General features: G+C 64.6%; 13 protein-coding genes. 12 read left to right on the plus strand and 1 reads right to left on the minus strand.

Going from position 1 to position 16,091, the window contains the following annotated elements; translation table 11 throughout:
* Positions 1 to 221 precede the first annotated feature (221 nt).
* The 8 genes from ACIP21_RS17705 (at position 222) to ACIP21_RS17740 (ending at position 10,864) form a co-directional block, all read left to right on the plus strand.
* On the plus strand, positions 222 to 1,847 hold the full coding sequence (locus ACIP21_RS17705; RefSeq protein ID WP_400690005.1) for an ABC transporter substrate-binding protein: 1,626 nt from the start codon (positions 222 to 224) through the stop codon (positions 1,845 to 1,847).
* A gap of 148 nt (positions 1,848 to 1,995) precedes the next feature.
* Positions 1,996 to 3,588 carry an ABC transporter substrate-binding protein gene (locus ACIP21_RS17710; RefSeq protein WP_400690008.1) on the plus strand — a complete coding sequence of 531 codons (1,593 nt, stop codon included), beginning with the start codon at positions 1,996 to 1,998 and terminating at the stop codon, positions 3,586 to 3,588.
* Between the two features lie 240 nt (positions 3,589 to 3,828).
* Entirely contained in the window at positions 3,829 to 5,208 is a 1,380-nt protein-coding gene (locus ACIP21_RS17715; RefSeq protein WP_400690011.1) for an OprD family porin, read from the plus strand.
* A gap of 74 nt (positions 5,209 to 5,282) precedes the next feature.
* On the plus strand, positions 5,283 to 6,878 hold the full coding sequence (locus ACIP21_RS17720; protein ID WP_400690013.1) for an ABC transporter substrate-binding protein: 1,596 nt from the start codon (positions 5,283 to 5,285) through the stop codon (positions 6,876 to 6,878).
* A 91-nt stretch (positions 6,879 to 6,969) separates the two neighbouring features.
* The gene (locus ACIP21_RS17725) at positions 6,970 to 7,980 is read left to right on the plus strand and encodes an ABC transporter permease subunit (protein ID WP_400690016.1); all 1,011 of its coding nucleotides are present in this window, start codon (positions 6,970 to 6,972) and stop codon (positions 7,978 to 7,980) included.
* A 10-nt stretch (positions 7,981 to 7,990) separates the two neighbouring features.
* Positions 7,991 to 8,917, plus strand: a complete 927-nt coding sequence (locus ACIP21_RS17730) for an ABC transporter permease subunit (RefSeq protein WP_400690019.1) — start codon at positions 7,991 to 7,993, stop codon at positions 8,915 to 8,917.
* A 10-nt stretch (positions 8,918 to 8,927) separates the two neighbouring features.
* Positions 8,928 to 9,896: an ABC transporter ATP-binding protein gene (locus ACIP21_RS17735; RefSeq protein ID WP_400690021.1), complete on the plus strand. Its 969-nt coding sequence runs from the start codon at positions 8,928 to 8,930 to the stop codon at positions 9,894 to 9,896.
* On the plus strand, positions 9,896 to 10,864 hold the full coding sequence (locus ACIP21_RS17740; RefSeq protein WP_400690024.1) for a peptide ABC transporter ATP-binding protein: 969 nt from the start codon (positions 9,896 to 9,898) through the stop codon (positions 10,862 to 10,864). Before ACIP21_RS17735 ends, ACIP21_RS17740 begins: the two co-directional genes overlap by 1 nt.
* A 210-nt stretch (positions 10,865 to 11,074) precedes the next feature.
* Here ACIP21_RS17740 and ACIP21_RS17745 read toward each other — a convergent pair whose 3' ends face one another.
* A complete protein-coding gene (locus ACIP21_RS17745; protein WP_400690026.1) occupies positions 11,075 to 11,974 on the minus strand; it encodes a hypothetical protein in 900 nt (299 codons plus the stop codon).
* 215 nt (positions 11,975 to 12,189) lie between these two features.
* On the opposite strand from ACIP21_RS17745, the gene ACIP21_RS17750 reads away from it, so the two are divergent.
* The 4 genes from ACIP21_RS17750 to ACIP21_RS17765 all read left to right on the plus strand — a co-directional run bounded on the left by ACIP21_RS17750 (position 12,190) and on the right by ACIP21_RS17765 (position 15,966).
* Positions 12,190 to 12,990 carry a helix-turn-helix domain-containing protein gene (locus tag ACIP21_RS17750; RefSeq protein ID WP_400690029.1) on the plus strand — a complete coding sequence of 267 codons (801 nt, stop codon included), beginning with the start codon at positions 12,190 to 12,192 and terminating at the stop codon, positions 12,988 to 12,990.
* Positions 12,991 to 13,054: 64 nt separating this feature from the next.
* Positions 13,055 to 14,461, plus strand: a complete 1,407-nt coding sequence (locus tag ACIP21_RS17755) for an NAD(P)/FAD-dependent oxidoreductase (RefSeq protein ID WP_400690032.1) — start codon at positions 13,055 to 13,057, stop codon at positions 14,459 to 14,461.
* A gap of 32 nt (positions 14,462 to 14,493) precedes the next feature.
* On the plus strand, positions 14,494 to 14,835 hold the full coding sequence (locus ACIP21_RS17760) for a cupin domain-containing protein (RefSeq protein ID WP_400690035.1): 342 nt from the start codon (positions 14,494 to 14,496) through the stop codon (positions 14,833 to 14,835).
* Between the two features lie 51 nt (positions 14,836 to 14,886).
* Positions 14,887 to 15,966 (plus strand): polyamine ABC transporter substrate-binding protein, encoded by a 1,080-nt coding sequence (locus ACIP21_RS17765; protein WP_400690038.1) that lies wholly within the window; start codon positions 14,887 to 14,889, stop codon positions 15,964 to 15,966.
* The last annotated feature ends 125 nt before the right edge of the window (positions 15,967 to 16,091 follow it).

A 16,091-nucleotide genomic window follows, 5' to 3' on the forward strand; every position in this document is an offset into this window, starting at 1 on the left:
CCATCCCGCCCTCGAAACATTCCGCAAAAAGCCATCATTTTGCCCGCGCAAACGTTCAACTTCCCTGAAAGTTATATGAATGCGACATCCATGTACGCACGTACTACTTTTCTGACGCCAACTATCCTCCTGAGTGTTGCATTGGGAATATCCCCTGCATAAGTATCCGCAGGTCGGCTCACGAGGCCACCTCAAATCAAAAAGACAAGAATGAGGCCACCATGCTCAAACACGCAGTCATTCCGTTCCTGCTCGGTGCAGGCTTGCTCGCCGGCGCGCCGTTTGCCCACGCCGCGTCCAACCTGGTGTTCTGCTCCGAAGGCAGCCCGGCCGGCTTCGACCCGGGGCAATACACCACCGGAACCGACTTCGATGCGTCAGCCGAGACCGTGTTCAACCGCCTGACCCAGTTCGAACGCGGCGGCACCGCCGTGATCCCGGGCCTGGCCAGCAAGTGGGAAGTCGCCGACGACGGCAAGACTTACACCTTCCACCTGCGCGAAGGGGTGAAGTTCCACACCACCGACTACTTCAAGCCGACCCGTGAGTTCAACGCCGACGACGTGCTGTTCACCTTCAACCGCATGCTCGACAAGAACCACCCGTTCCGTAAGGCCTACCCCACCGAATTCCCCTACTTCACCGACATGGGCATGGACAAGAACATCGCCAAGGTCGAGAAGCTCGACGAGCACACGGTGAAGTTCACCCTCAACGAAGTGGACGCCGCGTTCATCCAGAACCTGGCCATGAGCTTCGCCTCGATCCAGTCCGCCGAATACGCCGACCAGCTGCTCAAGGACGGCAAGGCCGCCGACATCAACCAGAAGCCGATCGGCACCGGCCCGTTCGTGTTCAGCAAGTACCAGAAGGATGCGCAGATCCGCTTCAAGGGCAACAAGGACTACTGGAAGCCCGAGGACGTGAAGATCGACAACCTGATCTTCGCCATCACCACCGATGCCTCGGTGCGCATGCAGAAACTGAAGAAGAACGAGTGCCAGGTCACCCTGTTCCCGCGCCCGGCCGACATCGAGCCGCTCAAGGCCGACAAGAACCTGCAGATGCCGCAGCAGGCCGGCTTCAACCTCGGCTACATCGCCTACAACGTGATGGACAAGATCAAGGGCAGCAACGAGCCCAACCCGATGGCCCAGCTGAAGGTCCGCGAAGCGCTGGACATGGCCGTGGACAAGAAGAAGATCATCGAATCGGTGTACCAGGGCGCCGGCCAGCTGGCGGTCAACGCCATGCCACCGACCCAGTGGTCCTATGACGCCAGCATCAAGGATGCGCCATACGATCCGGAAAAAGCCAAGCAGCTGCTCAAGGAAGCCGGCATCAAGGAAGGCACCGAGATCACCCTGTGGGCCATGCCCGTGCAGCGCCCGTACAACCCCAACGCCAAGCTGATGGCCGAGATGCTGCAGTCCGACTGGAGCAAGATCGGCATCAAGGCCAAGATCGTCAGCTACGAGTGGGGCGAGTACATCAAGCGCTCCAAGGGTGGCGAACAGGGCGCCATGCTGATCGGCTGGAGCGGCGACAACGGTGACCCGGACAACTGGCTCGGCACCCTCTACGGCTGCGACGCCATCGACGGCAACAACTTCTCCAAGTGGTGCTACAAGCCCTACGACGACCTGATCAAGCAGGCCAAGGCCACCTCCGACCAGGCCAAGCGCACCGAGCTGTACCAGAAGGCCCAGCACATCCTCAAGGAGCAGGTGCCGATCACCCCGATCGCCCACTCCACGGTGTACCAGCCGATGAGCGCCAAGGTGAAGGACTTCAAGATCAGCCCGTTCGCGTTGAACTCGTTCTACGGCGTCAGCGTGGACAAATAGGCCAAGTCCCGGCCCCTTCCAGGCAACGGCGGGGGCCATTTCACTGCCACCAAGCACCCCCGCTCCGACGCTACCCGCGACGGAGGCGGGAAACTGTTGCCGCCATTCGTACCCCGAAGCGGCTCGCACAGCTGGAAAAGGAACCGCCATGCGCCACGTCACTCGCCTTTCGACCCTGCTCGCCCTCGGCCTGCTGAGCCAGGCCCCTGCCCTTCAGGCCAAGAATCTGGTGTTCTGCTCTGAAGGCAGCCCGGCCGGCTTCGACACCGCCCAGTACACCAGCGCCACCGACAACGACGCCGCCGAGCCACTGTACAACCGGCTGGTGGAATTCGAACGCGGCGGCACGGCGGTGCACCCGGCACTGGCGACGAAGTGGGAGGTTTCCGACGATGGCCTGCGCTACACCTTCCACCTGCGCCAAGGGGTGAAGTTCCACGCCAACAAGGCCTTCACACCGAGCCGCGAGTTCAATGCCGACGACGTGCTGTTCACCTTCAACCGCATGCTCGACAAGGCACAGCCGTTCCGCCAGGCCTACCCCACCGAATTCCCCTACTTCGTCAGCATGGGCCTGGACAAGAACATCGCCCGCGTCGAGAAGACCGACCCACTGACCGTGGTGTTCACCCTGAACAAGGTCGATGCCGCGTTCATCCAGAACCTGGCGATGAGCTTCGCCGCCATCCTTTCCGCGGAATACGCCGACCAGTTGCTGGCCAGCGGGCGCCCCAGCGACATCAACCAGCAGCCGATCGGCACCGGCCCGTTCGTGTTCCAGCGCTACCAGAAGGATTCGCAGATCCGCTACAAGGGCAACCCGCAGTACTGGGCGCCTGACCAGGTGAAGATCGACAACCTGGTGTTCTCGATCAACACCGACCCGTCGGTGCGCATCCAGAAGCTGCGCCGCAACGAATGCCAGGTCACCTTGCACCCGCGCCCGGCCGACCTGCCGGCGCTCAAGGCCGACGGCAAGCTGCAGGTGCTGCAGCAGCCGGGCTTCAACCTTGGCTACATCGCCTACAACACCCAACATCCGCCGTTCGACCGCCTGCAAGTGCGCCAGGCCATGGACATGGCGGTCAACAAGAAAGCCATCATCCAGGCGGTATACCAGGACGCCGGCCAGCTGGCAGTCAACGCCATGCCGCCGACCCAATGGTCCTACGACAACAGCCTCGAGGACGCACCGTACGACCCGCAGAAGGCCAAGCAGCTGCTGCAACAGGCCGGGGTCAAACCGGGCACCGAGATCACCCTGTGGGCCATGCCCGTGCAACGCCCGTACAACCCCAACGCCAAGCTCATGGCCGAGATGCTCCAGGCCGACTGGAACAAGCTCGGCTTCAAGGTGCGCATCGTCAGCTACGAATGGGGCGAGTACCCCAAGCGCATGAAGAGCGGCGAGCACGACATCGCCCTGATCGGCTGGACCGGCGACAACGGCGACCCGGACAACTGGCTCGGCACCCTCTACAACTGCGACGCCATCGGCAGCAACAACTACTCGCTGTGGTGCGACCCGCAGTACGACAAGCTGGTCAAACAGGCCAAGCAGGTCACCGACCGCGAACAGCGTACGGCGCTGTACCGGCAGGCCCAGCAGCGCCTCAAGCAGCAGGTGCCGATCACCCCGGTGGCGCATTCCACCGTCAACCAGCCGCTGAGCATCAAGGTGGCCGATTTCAAGGTCAGCCCGTTCGGGCGCAATGACTTTTCCGGTGTGGGTGTTGATTAGGCATTAGCCAGGTCCGGCCTCTTCGCGGCTGAACCCGCTCCCACAGGCTCACCACAGGCTCAGAGCTTGCGCTGTACCTGTGGGAGCGGGTTTACCCGCGAAAGGGCCGGCACAGCCAATAACCTCCCCCGATTTTGCCCGCAGACCCGGGCAACCCTGGCAACCCTGGCAACACCGCAGCAAGCAACCCGGCCCACAAGGCCAGGCAATAACTAAAAGAACAGAAAGGGAGCTTTAACCTTGAAATTATTCACCTTGACCGCTTTGGCCTTATCCATCGGCACATTCTCGGCGGTGACCGAAGCCGATACCCAAAGCCAGGACTACATCCCGTTCAGCCTGAAATCCAGCAGCGAACAGGACGACGCCAAAGGCTTCATCGACGGCCAGAGCCTGTCCGGCTCCACCCGCAACTGGTACGCCCGCGAACGCGCCACCCGCGCGCCGCTGTGGCAGTACACCAAGGGCGATGGCAGCCGCCACGACACCCACAGCCGTGACAACTGGCTGCAAGGCACCATCCTCAACTACAGCTCGGGCTTCACCCAGGGCACCGTCGGCTTTGCCGTCGAGGCCGCCGGCTACAACGCCATCGCCCTGGAACAGGGCCGTGCGGCGATCGCCGGGCCGAACAACCGCACCCTGACCCACAGCGACGGCGACGCGGTCGGCCAGTGGAGCAAGATGGGCCTGGCCAACGTCAAGGCGCGGGTGTCCAACACCACCCTGACCGTCGGCCGCCAGTCGGTGGACACGCCGATGATCGCCTACATCGGCAACCGTGCCTTGCCGTCGAGCTTCCAGGGCGCGTTCCTGCACAGCGCCGAATTCGACAACCTGAGCTTCGACCTGGGCACCTTCGACCGCGTCTCGCCGCGTACCGAGCAGAGCCTGAGCAAGTTCCGCAGCGAATACGGCGCCACCGGCGTCGAGACCGACCGCGCCAGCACCGCCGGCATCAACTACCAGCCGCTGAAAAGCCTGAGCACCAGCCTCTACGCGACCAAGGTCGACGACTTCTGGAACCAGTACTACTTCGGCGCCAACCACGTGCTCGGCGACAACGCCGTGCTCGCCCTGACCACCGGCCTGAACTACTACAAGACCGTGGACGCCGGCAGCAAGAAGATGGGCGAGATCGACAACGACACCTACAGCCTGTCGCTGGGCCTGACCCACCAGGCCCACACCCTCACCGCCTCCTGGCAGCAGGTCAACGGCAACGAGTACTTCGACTACCTGCACGAAACCAACGGCATCTACCTGGCCAACTCGCTGCTGTCGGACTTCAACGGCCCCAACGAAAAATCCCTGCAGCTTTCCTACGTGCTGAACATGGCGCCGTATGGCGTGCCCGGCCTCAAGTTCAACCTGTACAACGCCCGCGGCTGGGGCATCGACGGCACCCACTACACGGGCACCGCCTACAACGTGCGCGGCATGGACGGCGAAACCCACTACGAGTGGGGCATCGGCACCAGCTACGCGGTGCAGAGCGGGCCACTGAAGGACACCAGCATCCGCGCCACCTACACCGCGCACCGTGCCAGCAAGGCCCAGGCCGATGGCAGCCTCGACGAGTTGCGCATCGTCACCACCATTCCATTCAACATTCTCTGACCGCTGGCGCCACGGCCCGCTTCGTCCCGGGGCCGTGGCGGCTACGCTGGAATCAATGCAAGCAGGGAGATCACATGAAATCGCCAATGCTCCGCACCGCCTTGGCCGCGTTCACCCTGGCCGCCGCCGGCCAGGTGTTCGCCAAGCCGCTGGTGGTGTGCACCGAGGCCAGCCCGGAAGGCTTCGACATCGTTCAGTACACCACCGCGGTCACCGCCGATGCCTCGGCCGAGACGGTGTTCAACCGTCTGGTCGACTTCAAGCCCGGCACCACCGACATCCAGCCGGCCCTGGCCGAACGCTGGGACATCTCGCCCGACGGCCTGACCTACACCTTCCACCTGCGCCACGGGGTGAAGTTCCACACCACCGACTACTTCACCCCCACCCGCGAGTTCAATGCCGACGACGTGCTGTGGAGCCTGAACCGTCAGCTCGACCCGCGGCACCCGTGGCACGACAAGTCCAGTGTCGGCTACCCCTACTTCGAAAGCATGGCCTTCAAGGACCTGCTCAAATCCGTGGCCAAGACCGACGACCACACCGTGGTGATCACCCTCAACCGCCCGGAAGCGCCATTCCTGCGTGACATGGGCATGCCCTTCACCTCGATCTACTCCGCCGAGTACGGCGACCAGTTGCTCAAGGCCGGCAAGACCGGCGACCTCAACAGCAAGCCGGTGGGCACGGGGGCGTTCATCTTCCAGCGCTACAACAAGGATGCCCAGGTGCGCTTCAAGGCCAACCCGGACTACTTCCGCGGCAAGCCGCCGGCCGATGCCCTGGTGTTCGCCATCGCCACCGACAGCAACGTGCGTTTGCAGAAGCTGCGCGCCAACGAATGCCAGGTGGCGCTGTACCCCAAACCGGATGACGTGCCGTCGATCAAGCAGGACCCAAAGCTCAAGGTCGAGGAAATCGAAGCGCTGGTCACCGGCTACATCGCGATCAACACCGAACACAAGTACTTGAGCGACGTGCGTGTGCGCAAGGCGATCAACATGGCCTTCGACCGCCAGACCCACGTCGACCAGCTGTTCGGCAAAGGCAACGCGCTGGTCGGGGTGAATCCCTACCCGCCGACCATGATCGGCTACAACACCGAGAACCATAACCCGCCCCGCGACCTGGCCAAGGCCCGCGAGCTGCTGAAGGAAGCCGGCGTGCCGGAAGGCACGGTGATCACCCTGTTCACCCGCAACGGCGGCGGCCCGACCAACCCCAACCCGCGCCTTTCGGCCGAAATGCTGCAAGGCGACCTCAAGCAGATCGGCCTGAAGCTCGACATCCGCGTGATGGAATGGGCCGAGATGCTGCGCCGGGCCAAGAAAGGCGAGGCCGACCTGGTGTCCACCGGCTGGGCCGGCGACAACGGCGACCCGGACAACTTCCTCAGCCCGCTGCTCAGCTGCGACGCCGCCAGGAGCGGCGAGAACTACGCGCGCTGGTGCAACTCGAAATTCCAGGAGCTGATCACCCGCGCCCGCGAAGTGATCGACAACGACGAACGCGCCAGGCTCTATGCCGAGGCTTTGAAGGTGTACGATGACGACCAGCCCTGGATCAGCATGGCGCATCCGAAGATGTTCACCGCCATGCGTGACAACGTGGAGGGATACGTGATCAACCCTCTGACCAACAACAACTTCGCCACCACCCGGGTGAAGTAGAACAACAACGATCGCCGGCGACCCACACGGGAACCGGCGGCACCGCCGTTACGGGCTGATCGCCCCACGGCCTGATGAGGTAACCCCGACAATGTTGAGTTTTATTGCCCGGCGCCTTGGCCTGCTGATACCGACCTTCTTCGGCATCACCTTGCTGACCTTCGCGCTCATACGCCTGATCCCCGGCGACCCGGTGGAAGTGATGATGGGCGAGCGCAGGGTCGACCCCGAGATGCACGCCCAGGCCATGGAGCGCCTGGGCCTGAACAAGCCGCTGCCGGTCCAGTACCTGGACTACGTCGGCAAACTGGCCCACGGTGACCTCGGCGAATCGCTGCGCACCCGCGAAAGCGTGTGGCACGAGTTCCTCACCCTGTTCCCCGCCACCCTCGAACTGGCCCTCGCCGCCCTGTTGTTCGCCGGCGTATTCGGCCTGCTGGCCGGGGTGATCGCTGCGCTCAAGCGTGGCTCGCTGTTCGACCATGGGGTGATGGGCATCTCCCTGGCCGGCTACTCGATGCCGATCTTCTGGTGGGGCCTGATCCTGATCATGTTCTTCTCCGTGAGCCTGGGCTGGACCCCGGTGTCCGGGCGCATCGACCTGCTCTACGACATCGAGCCGAAGACCGGCTTGATGCTCATCGACACCCTGCTCAGCGACGAGGAAGGCGCGTTCAAGGATGCGCTGATGCACCTGATCCTGCCGGCCATCGTGCTCGGCACCATCCCGCTGGCGGTGATCGCCCGCATGACCCGCTCGTCGATGCTCGAAGTGCTGCGCGAGGACTACATCCGCACCGCCCGCGCCAAGGGCCTGTCGCCGGCCCGGGTGGTGTTCGTGCACGGCCTGCGCAACGCGCTGATCCCGGTGCTGACGGTGTTCGGCCTGCAGGTCGGCACGCTGCTGGCCGGCGCCGTGCTCACCGAAACCATCTTTTCCTGGCCGGGCATCGGCAAATGGCTGATCGAAGCCATCGGTGCCCGTGACTACCCCGTGGTCCAGAACGGCATCCTGTTGATCGCCTGCCTGGTGATCCTGGTCAACTTCGTCGTGGATATCCTCTACGGCCTGGCCAACCCACGCATCCGTCATCAGCGCTGAGGCCTTCGCCATGACTAGCCCGATTCCGAAATCCGTCACGCCGGCCAGCCCGGTGGACCAGAGCCTGCTCTACCCCTCGCCGTACAAAGAATTCTGGCACGCCTTCGCGCGCAACAAGGGCGCGGTGATGGGCCTGGCCTTCATGTGCCTGGTGGTGTTCTGCGCGCTGTTCGCGCCGTGGGTCGCCCCGCACGACCCGAGCGAGCAGTACCGCGACTTCCTGCTGACCCCACCGGTATGGCTGGACGGCGGCAACTGGCAGTTCATCCTCGGCACCGACGAACTGGGCCGCGACCTGCTGTCGCGACTCATCCAGGGCGCGCGGCTGTCGCTGCTGATCGGCCTGTCGTCGGTGGTGATGTCGCTGATCCCCGGCATCCTGCTGGGCCTGCTGGCCGGCTTCTTCCCGCAGGTGCTCGGCCCGTCGATCATGCGCCTGATGGACGTGATGCTGGCGCTGCCCTCGCTGCTGCTGGCCGTGGCCATCGTCGCCATCCTTGGCCCAGGCCTGATCAACACGGTGATCGCCATCGCCATCGTCTCGCTGCCGTCCTACGTGCGCCTGACCCGCGCCGCGGTAATGGGCGAACTGAACCGCGACTACGTCACCGCCGCACGCCTGGCCGGTGCCGGGCTGCCGCGGCTGATGTTCGTCACCGTGCTGCCCAACTGCATGGCGCCGCTGATCGTGCAGGCGACCCTGAGCTTCTCCTCGGCGATTCTCGACGCCGCCGCCCTGGGCTTCCTCGGCCTCGGCGTGCAGCCGCCGACCCCCGAGTGGGGCACCATGCTGGCCTCGGCCCGCGACTACATCGAGCGCGCCTGGTGGGTGGTGAGCCTGCCTGGGCTGACCATCCTGCTCAGTGTGCTGGCAATCAACCTGATGGGCGACGGCCTGCGCGATGCGCTGGACCCGAAACTCAAGAACGCCGCCTGAGGAGAACGCCATGTCACTGTTGCAGATCAACAACCTCAACGTGCGCTTCGGCGACGCCAACGCGATACCCGTGGTCGATGGCCTGGACCTGGCGGTGGACGCCGGCGAGATCCTGGCCATCGTCGGCGAGTCCGGCTCGGGCAAGTCCGTCACCATGATGGCCCTGATGGGCCTGATCGACGCCCCCGGGCGCATCACCGCCGACTCGCTCACCTTCGACTGCACCGACATGCTCAAGCTCAGCGGCCGCCAGCGGCGCAAGGTGGTGGGCAAGGACATCGCCATGGTCTTCCAGGACCCGATGACCGCGCTCAACCCCAGCTACACGGTCGGTTTCCAGATCGAAGAAGTGCTGCGCCAGCACCTGGGCCTGAAGGGCAAGGCCGCACGCCAGCGCGCCCTGGAACTGCTGAAGAAGGTCGAGATCCCGGCCGCCGAAAGCCGCCTGGACGCCTACCCGCACCAGCTCTCCGGCGGCATGAGCCAGCGCGTGGCGATCGCCATGGCGATTGCCGGCGAACCCAAGCTGCTGATCGCCGACGAGCCGACCACCGCGCTGGACGTGACCATCCAGGCGCAGATCATGGAGCTGCTGGTGAACCTGCAGAAGGAGCGCAACATGGCGCTCATCCTGATCACCCATGACCTGGCCGTGGTCGCCGAAACCGCCAGGCGCGTGTGCGTGATGTACGCCGGCCAGGCGGTGGAAGTGGGCCAGGTGCCGGAGCTGTTCGACGTGCCCGCCCACCCCTACAGCGAAGCCCTGCTGGCTGCGATCCCCGAGCACAGCATCGGCGCCGAGCGCCTGGCCACCCTGCCCGGCATCGTCCCCGGCCGCTACGACCGCCCGGTCGGCTGCCTGCTGTCGCCGCGCTGCCCGTACGTGCAGGACAACTGCCGGCGCCAGCGCCCGCCCCTCGAGCCCCAGGTCCATGGCCTGGTGCGTTGCTTCTACCCGCTGAACCAGGAGGTGGCGTGATGGCCGTCGTGCTCACTGCCCGGGAACTGACCCGGCATTACGAAGTGTCCCGCGGGCTGTTCAAAGGCCACGCCCTGGTGCGCGCGCTCAACGGCGTGTCGTTCGAACTGGAGGCCGGCAAGACCTTGGCGGTGGTCGGCGAGTCCGGCTGCGGCAAGTCGACCCTGGCCCGTGCCCTGACCCTGATCGAGGAGCCCTCCTCCGGCTCGCTGCAGATCGACGGCACCGAGGTGAAAGGCGCCAGCAAGACCGAGCGCAAGCAACTGCGCCGTGATGTGCAGATGGTGTTCCAGAGCCCCTACGCCTCGCTCAACCCGCGACAGAAGATCGGCGACCAGTTGGCCGAACCGCTGCTGATCAACACCTCGCTGAGCAAGGCCGAACGGCGCGAGAAAGTGCAGAAGATGATGGAGCAGGTGGGCCTGCGGCCCGAGCATTACCAGCGCTATCCGCACATGTTCTCCGGCGGCCAGCGACAGCGCATCGCCCTGGCCCGGGCGATGATGCTGCAACCGAAGGTGCTGGTGGCGGATGAACCGACCTCGGCGCTGGACGTGTCGATCCAGGCCCAGGTGCTGAACCTGTTCATGGACCTGCAGAAGCAGTTCAACACCGCCTACGTGTTCATTTCGCACAACCTGGCGGTGGTGCGGCATGTGGCTGACCAGGTGCTGGTGATGTACCTCGGGCGGCCGGTGGAGATGGGGCCGAAGGAGGATATCTACGAGAAGCCGCTGCATCCCTACACCCAGGCGCTGCTGTCGGCGACACCGGCGATTCACCCCGACCCGCTGAAACCGAAGATCCGCATTGCCGGGGAGCTGCCCAACCCGCTGAATCCGCCGGATGGGTGTGCGTTTCACAAGCGTTGCCCGCATGCCACCGAGCGCTGTGCCAAGGAGGTGCCGGCATTGCGGCAGGTGAGTACTCGGCAGGTGGCCTGCCACTATGCCGAGCAGTTCCTCTAGTTAGGTGTGAGCTTCTTCGCGGGTAAACCCGCTCCCACAGGTCTTGCGCAGCATTCGAAATCTGCGCGGTCCCTGTGGGAGCGGGTTTACCCGCGAAGGGCCGCAAAGCGGCCCCATCGGTCAGTGCATGAACAGTGCAATCAGGATGATCACGGGAATCGGTACCCCAAGCATCCACAGCAGTAATGAGCGCATGTCGGTTCTCCTGGCTTAACGTTGAACGGTACGGTGAGTCACGTATTCCCCTTCCAGCCACTGCACACGGTCGCGACGACGGCCACCATACAGCGCGGCAAGGCTGGCGAAGAACGCGCCGCACAGCAGCGCGACGAAGGTCCACAGTGCAGTCCAGGCCGCCACCTTGGCCGCTTTGTCAGCCGCTTGCTTGGCCTCCATTTTCAGCTGCTGAACCTGCGCCATCACCTGGTCGACACGCGCCTCTGCCTCCGGCTGCGTCAGGCGGGTACGCTGTGCCACCAGCTGTGCGAGATAGGCCCGGTCCTCTGCCGGCAGGGCACCATCACTGGCAATGCCCTTGGCCAGAATCCGCGCCGCTACACCGTTGGCCGCATCCTCGCTGACCGGTGCCGGGCCCTCTCCACGGAACAGGCTGTCGACGAAATACCCCATCGAATTGCTGTTCTTGTCAGCCGCCGCAGCGCCCCCAGCAGCGGCTGTTACGGTTGCCGCCTGCGATGCCGCACTGGCGCCTGCGCCAATCAGGTTGCCCGCAGTGCCCAGCACCAGCATCGCGGCCACCAGGGTCGCCACTGCCCAGGACAGGAAGCCATGCGCGGTATCGCGGAAATACACTTCGTCACCGTGCAGGTTGGCCCACTTCACGCGCAACCGGCCGGCGAGGTAACCGCCCAGGCCGGAGGCGATGATCTGCGTGAGCAGCAGCCAGACGATGGTGGATATGCCCAGCGCTTTGGCGCTCGCCCCCTCGTCAGCCCAAGGGGACGTGGCTGCGAAGCCCAATCCGGCCCCCAGCACCACGAGTATCAGGGACAAGGCCGCCGCAGCCGCAGCGCCAGCGAAGATCGCCGCCCAGGACACACCTGAGCGGCTTTGGGTATCGACAACGGGATAGTCGGCAGAGGGGATCATGATGGGGTCGCCTTTAGAAGGTGGTTAGCGAGAATTCCATTCGCGCAGTAACCATTGCAGCGGCTATGCCAGTTGTGACAAAAAATGTCGTCATTGAAAATCAATGGGTTAGCTTTGAGGGCAAGTTTACGACCGTGCAAAATGCGCGAATCGACGTTCTGCATCAGGTGTTCTGCATTCTTGAAGGCGGCCTGTGGCCAAGGCATGATTCAGCCATGACGCTCCCCGACAGCCCCGCCCAGACGCCCCTCACCGCCGACACCGTGCTGCGCTACCACCTGTGCTGGAAGCACCGCGACCTCGACGGCGTCATCGCGCTGTACCACCCCGAGATCCAGTACCACGACTTCTTCCAGAACCGCGTGCTCGGCTACGCCGAACTGCGCGACTACGTGCGCGCCTGCCTGCCCCACGAGGCCGGCGAGGACATCGTCCACAGCGACCGCATCCGCGTCGATGGCTGCACCGCGTTCATCCAGTACCAGGTCACGGTGCAGGGCGGCGACGGCCTGGTGGCGTTCCAGTCCAGCGAAGCGATCACCGTCAAGGACGGCCTGATCTGGCGGGTCAACGAATATGCCACGCTGGTCCGCCAGAATGTCCGGGGCATGGCCAGCAGCGGTCCGCGCCCGGCCACCAGCCGCCTGGGGCTGTCGCCACGGCAGCTGTCGACAATGGCCCAGGACCTGGAACACTACTTCCAGCGCCAGCGACCCTACCTCGACCCGGAGCTGGACCTGCAGCAGGTGGCCGATGCCAGCGGCTACAGCCGCAACCAGATCTCCTACCTGCTCAACCAGGTGCTCGGGCAAAGCTTCTACCGCTACGTCAACCAGGCGCGCCTGCAGCACCTGATGGCCAGCCTCGACGACGACAGCGTCGAGGCGCCGATCGACGACCTGGCGTTCAATGCCGGCTTCAATTCACTGTCGGCCTTCTACAAGTGCTTCCGCGAATACACCGGGCTCACCCCAAAGGCCTACCTCAAGCAAATTTCCCTGCGTGCACGCACGTAGGACAGCCACCGGCCGACACCACTAGCATCGCCCACAGACCTTGACGGATGTGGAGCAAAACCCGATGCAACCCCTGCGCACGCTCAGCCTGTGGATGGACCAGCTCGACGAGCCGCTGTGCGCGCGCCCGGCCCTGCGCCAGGATCTGGAGGTCGATGTGTGCATCATCGGCGCCGGCTACACAGGCCTGTGGACCGCCTACTACCTCAAGCGCCAGGCACCGCAACTGGACATCGCGGTGATCGAGGCCAACATCGCCGGCTTCGGCGCCTCGGGGCGCAACGGCGGCTGGCTGATGGGCAACCTGCTCGGCGAAGACCGCCTGCTCGCCACCCTGTCGCCGCAGCAGCGCCGCGCCAGCATCGACCTGCTGCATGGCATCCCCGATGAAGTGCACGGCGTGCTGCAACGCGAAGGCATCGACTGCGACTACCGCAAAGGCGGCGTGCTGTACTGCGCCGCACGCTACCCCGAACAGGAGCGCAGCCTGCGTGCCTACCTCGACGACCTCTATCGCCAGGGCATGACCGAGGACGACTACCGCTGGCTGCGCCCCGAGCAGCTGGATGCGCAACTGCGGGTCAGCAATGCCTACGGCGCCATCTACAGCCCGCACACCGCGACCATCCACCCGGCCAAGCTGGCCCGTGGCCTGGCCCGGGCGGTGGAGGCGCTGGGCGTGCCGATCTACGAGAACACCCCGGCCGTCGACTGGCAGCCCGGCGAAGTACGCTCGCCCCTGGCGCGCATCCGTTGCCAGTGGACAGTGCCCGCAGTCGAAGGTTACGCCGCCAGCCTGCCACCGCTGGGCAAGCACCAGTTGCCGGTGCAGAGCCTGCTGGTGGCCACCGAACCGTTGCCGGAATCCACCTGGGAACAGATCGGCCTGAGCCAGGGCCAGGCCTTCAGCGAAAGCAGCCGCCAGGTCACCTACGGCCAGCGCACCGCCGACAATCGCCTGGTGTTCGGTGCCCGTGGCGGCTACCGCTTCGGCGGCCGCCTACGGGAAAACTTCAACCTCGACGAGCACGAGATCGAGCTGCGCCGCTACCTGTTCGGCGAGCTGTTCCCGCAGCTCAAGCACGCCCGCATCACCCACTCCTGGGGCGGCAACCTGGGCATGGCGCGACGCTTCCGCCCGCACATGCTCTGCGACCGCCAGCGCGGCATTGCCCTGGCCGGCGGTTACGGCGGCGAAGGCGTCGGCGCCACCAACCTGGGTGGCCGCACCCTGGCGGCGCTGATGCTCAACCAGCACAACGCACTGACCGCACAACCCTGGGTACTGGACAACCGCCCGCTTGCGAGCCTGGCCAGTTGGCCGCCCGAGCCCTGCCGCTGGCTGGGCTACAACGCGATCATCCAGAGTTTCGTCCACGAGGACAGGACCCTCGCCAACCCCGCCAGCGCGCCCTGGAGGCGGCGCCTGGCCAGCTCCTTAGCGGACTTCATGGAAGGCTTCATGCACTGACTTCCCTTTCCCCGACACAGGATCCACCGGTCATGAGCATCACCCAGTTCAAACACACAGACAGTGTCGCGCTCGACAGCTCCAACCCGGTCGCGGTGCCGCTCGGCGACCCCGTCGCGGTCACCTCGGTCACCAGCGTGGAACGCAGCGACGGCGTCGAAACCGGCATCTGGGAGTGCACCCCCGGGCGCTGGCGGCGGCAGATCGTGCAACAGGAGTTCTGCCATTTCATCAAGGGCCGCTGCACCTTCACCCCCGACGGTGGCGAGCCCCTGGTCATAGAAGCCGGAGACGCCCTGATGCTACCGGCCAACAGCACCGGCACCTGGGACATCCAGGAGACCGTGCGCAAGACCTACGTACTGATTTTCTGATCCGCTGATCGCCTGCCTTCGATAACAACAGACAAAGCAAGGTAACCCGACATGCGCACGCTCCTTCTCGCTCCCCTGATGCTGGCCGCAAGCTTCGCCAGCGCGGCCGAAACGGTGAAGATCTACAACTGGTCCAGCTACGTCGCCCCCGACACGCTGAAGCACTTCCAACAGGCCAGCGGCATCGTGCCGACCTACGACGTCTATGACAGCAACGAGACCCTCGACGGCAAGCTGATGACCGGCAACTCCGGCTACGACGTGGTGTTCCCCTCCAACCACTTCATGGCCCGGCAGATCCAGGGCAAGGCCCTCAAGCGCCTGGACAAGTCGCAGTTGCCCAACTGGCACAACCTCAACCCGGTGCTGATGAAGGCGCTGGAGGTCAACGACCCGGGCAACCAGTACGGCTTCCCGTACCTGTGGGGCAGCACCGGCATCGGCTACAACATCGACAAGGTCAAGGCGGTGCTCGGCGACAATGCGCCGGTGGACTCCTGGGACCTGATCTTCAAGCCCGAGTACATGAGCAAGCTGAAAAGCTGCGGCGTGGCCGTGCTGGACAACGGCCCCGAACTGCTGCCGATCGCCCTGCATTACCTGGGCCTGCCGCACCACAGCCAGAATCCGGCCGACTACGACAAGGCCAAGGTGCTGCTGATGCAGGTGCGGCCGTACATCAGCTACTTCCACTCATCGAAGTACACCGGCGACCTGGCCAATGGCGATATCTGCGTGGTGGTGGGGTTCTCGGGGGATGTGCTGCAGGCGAAGAACCGCGCCGAGGAGGCGAAGAACGGGGTGAAGGTGGGGTATTCGATCCCCAGGGAAGGTGCGCCGATGTGGTTCGACATGGTCGCCATGCCGGCCGATGCGCCGGATGAGAAGGCCGGGTATGCCTACATGAACTACCTGTTGCAGCCTGACGTGATGGCCAACATCAGCAACCACGTGCAGTACGCCAACGGCAACCTGAAGGCGGACGGGCTGGTGGAGCCGGCGATGAAGGGCAACACGATGATCTACCCGAGCGAGGATGTGATGGGCAAGCTGTATGCGCTGGAGGCGATGCCGGCCAAGATCGACCGCATCAGGACCCGGATCTGGACCAGTATCAAGGCCGGCAATTGATTTCAGCCATAACACAGCCCCTGTGGGAGCGGGTTCACCCGCGAATGCGTCGGTAAACTCAACATCGCATTCGCGGGTAAACCCGCTCCCACAGGGGTCAGGAACAGCCCTGGAAACCAGGAGCA

The sequence above is a fragment of the Pseudomonas sp. NPDC089401 genome (genome assembly GCF_044749485.1).
Lineage (GTDB): Bacteria > Pseudomonadota > Gammaproteobacteria > Pseudomonadales > Pseudomonadaceae > Aquipseudomonas.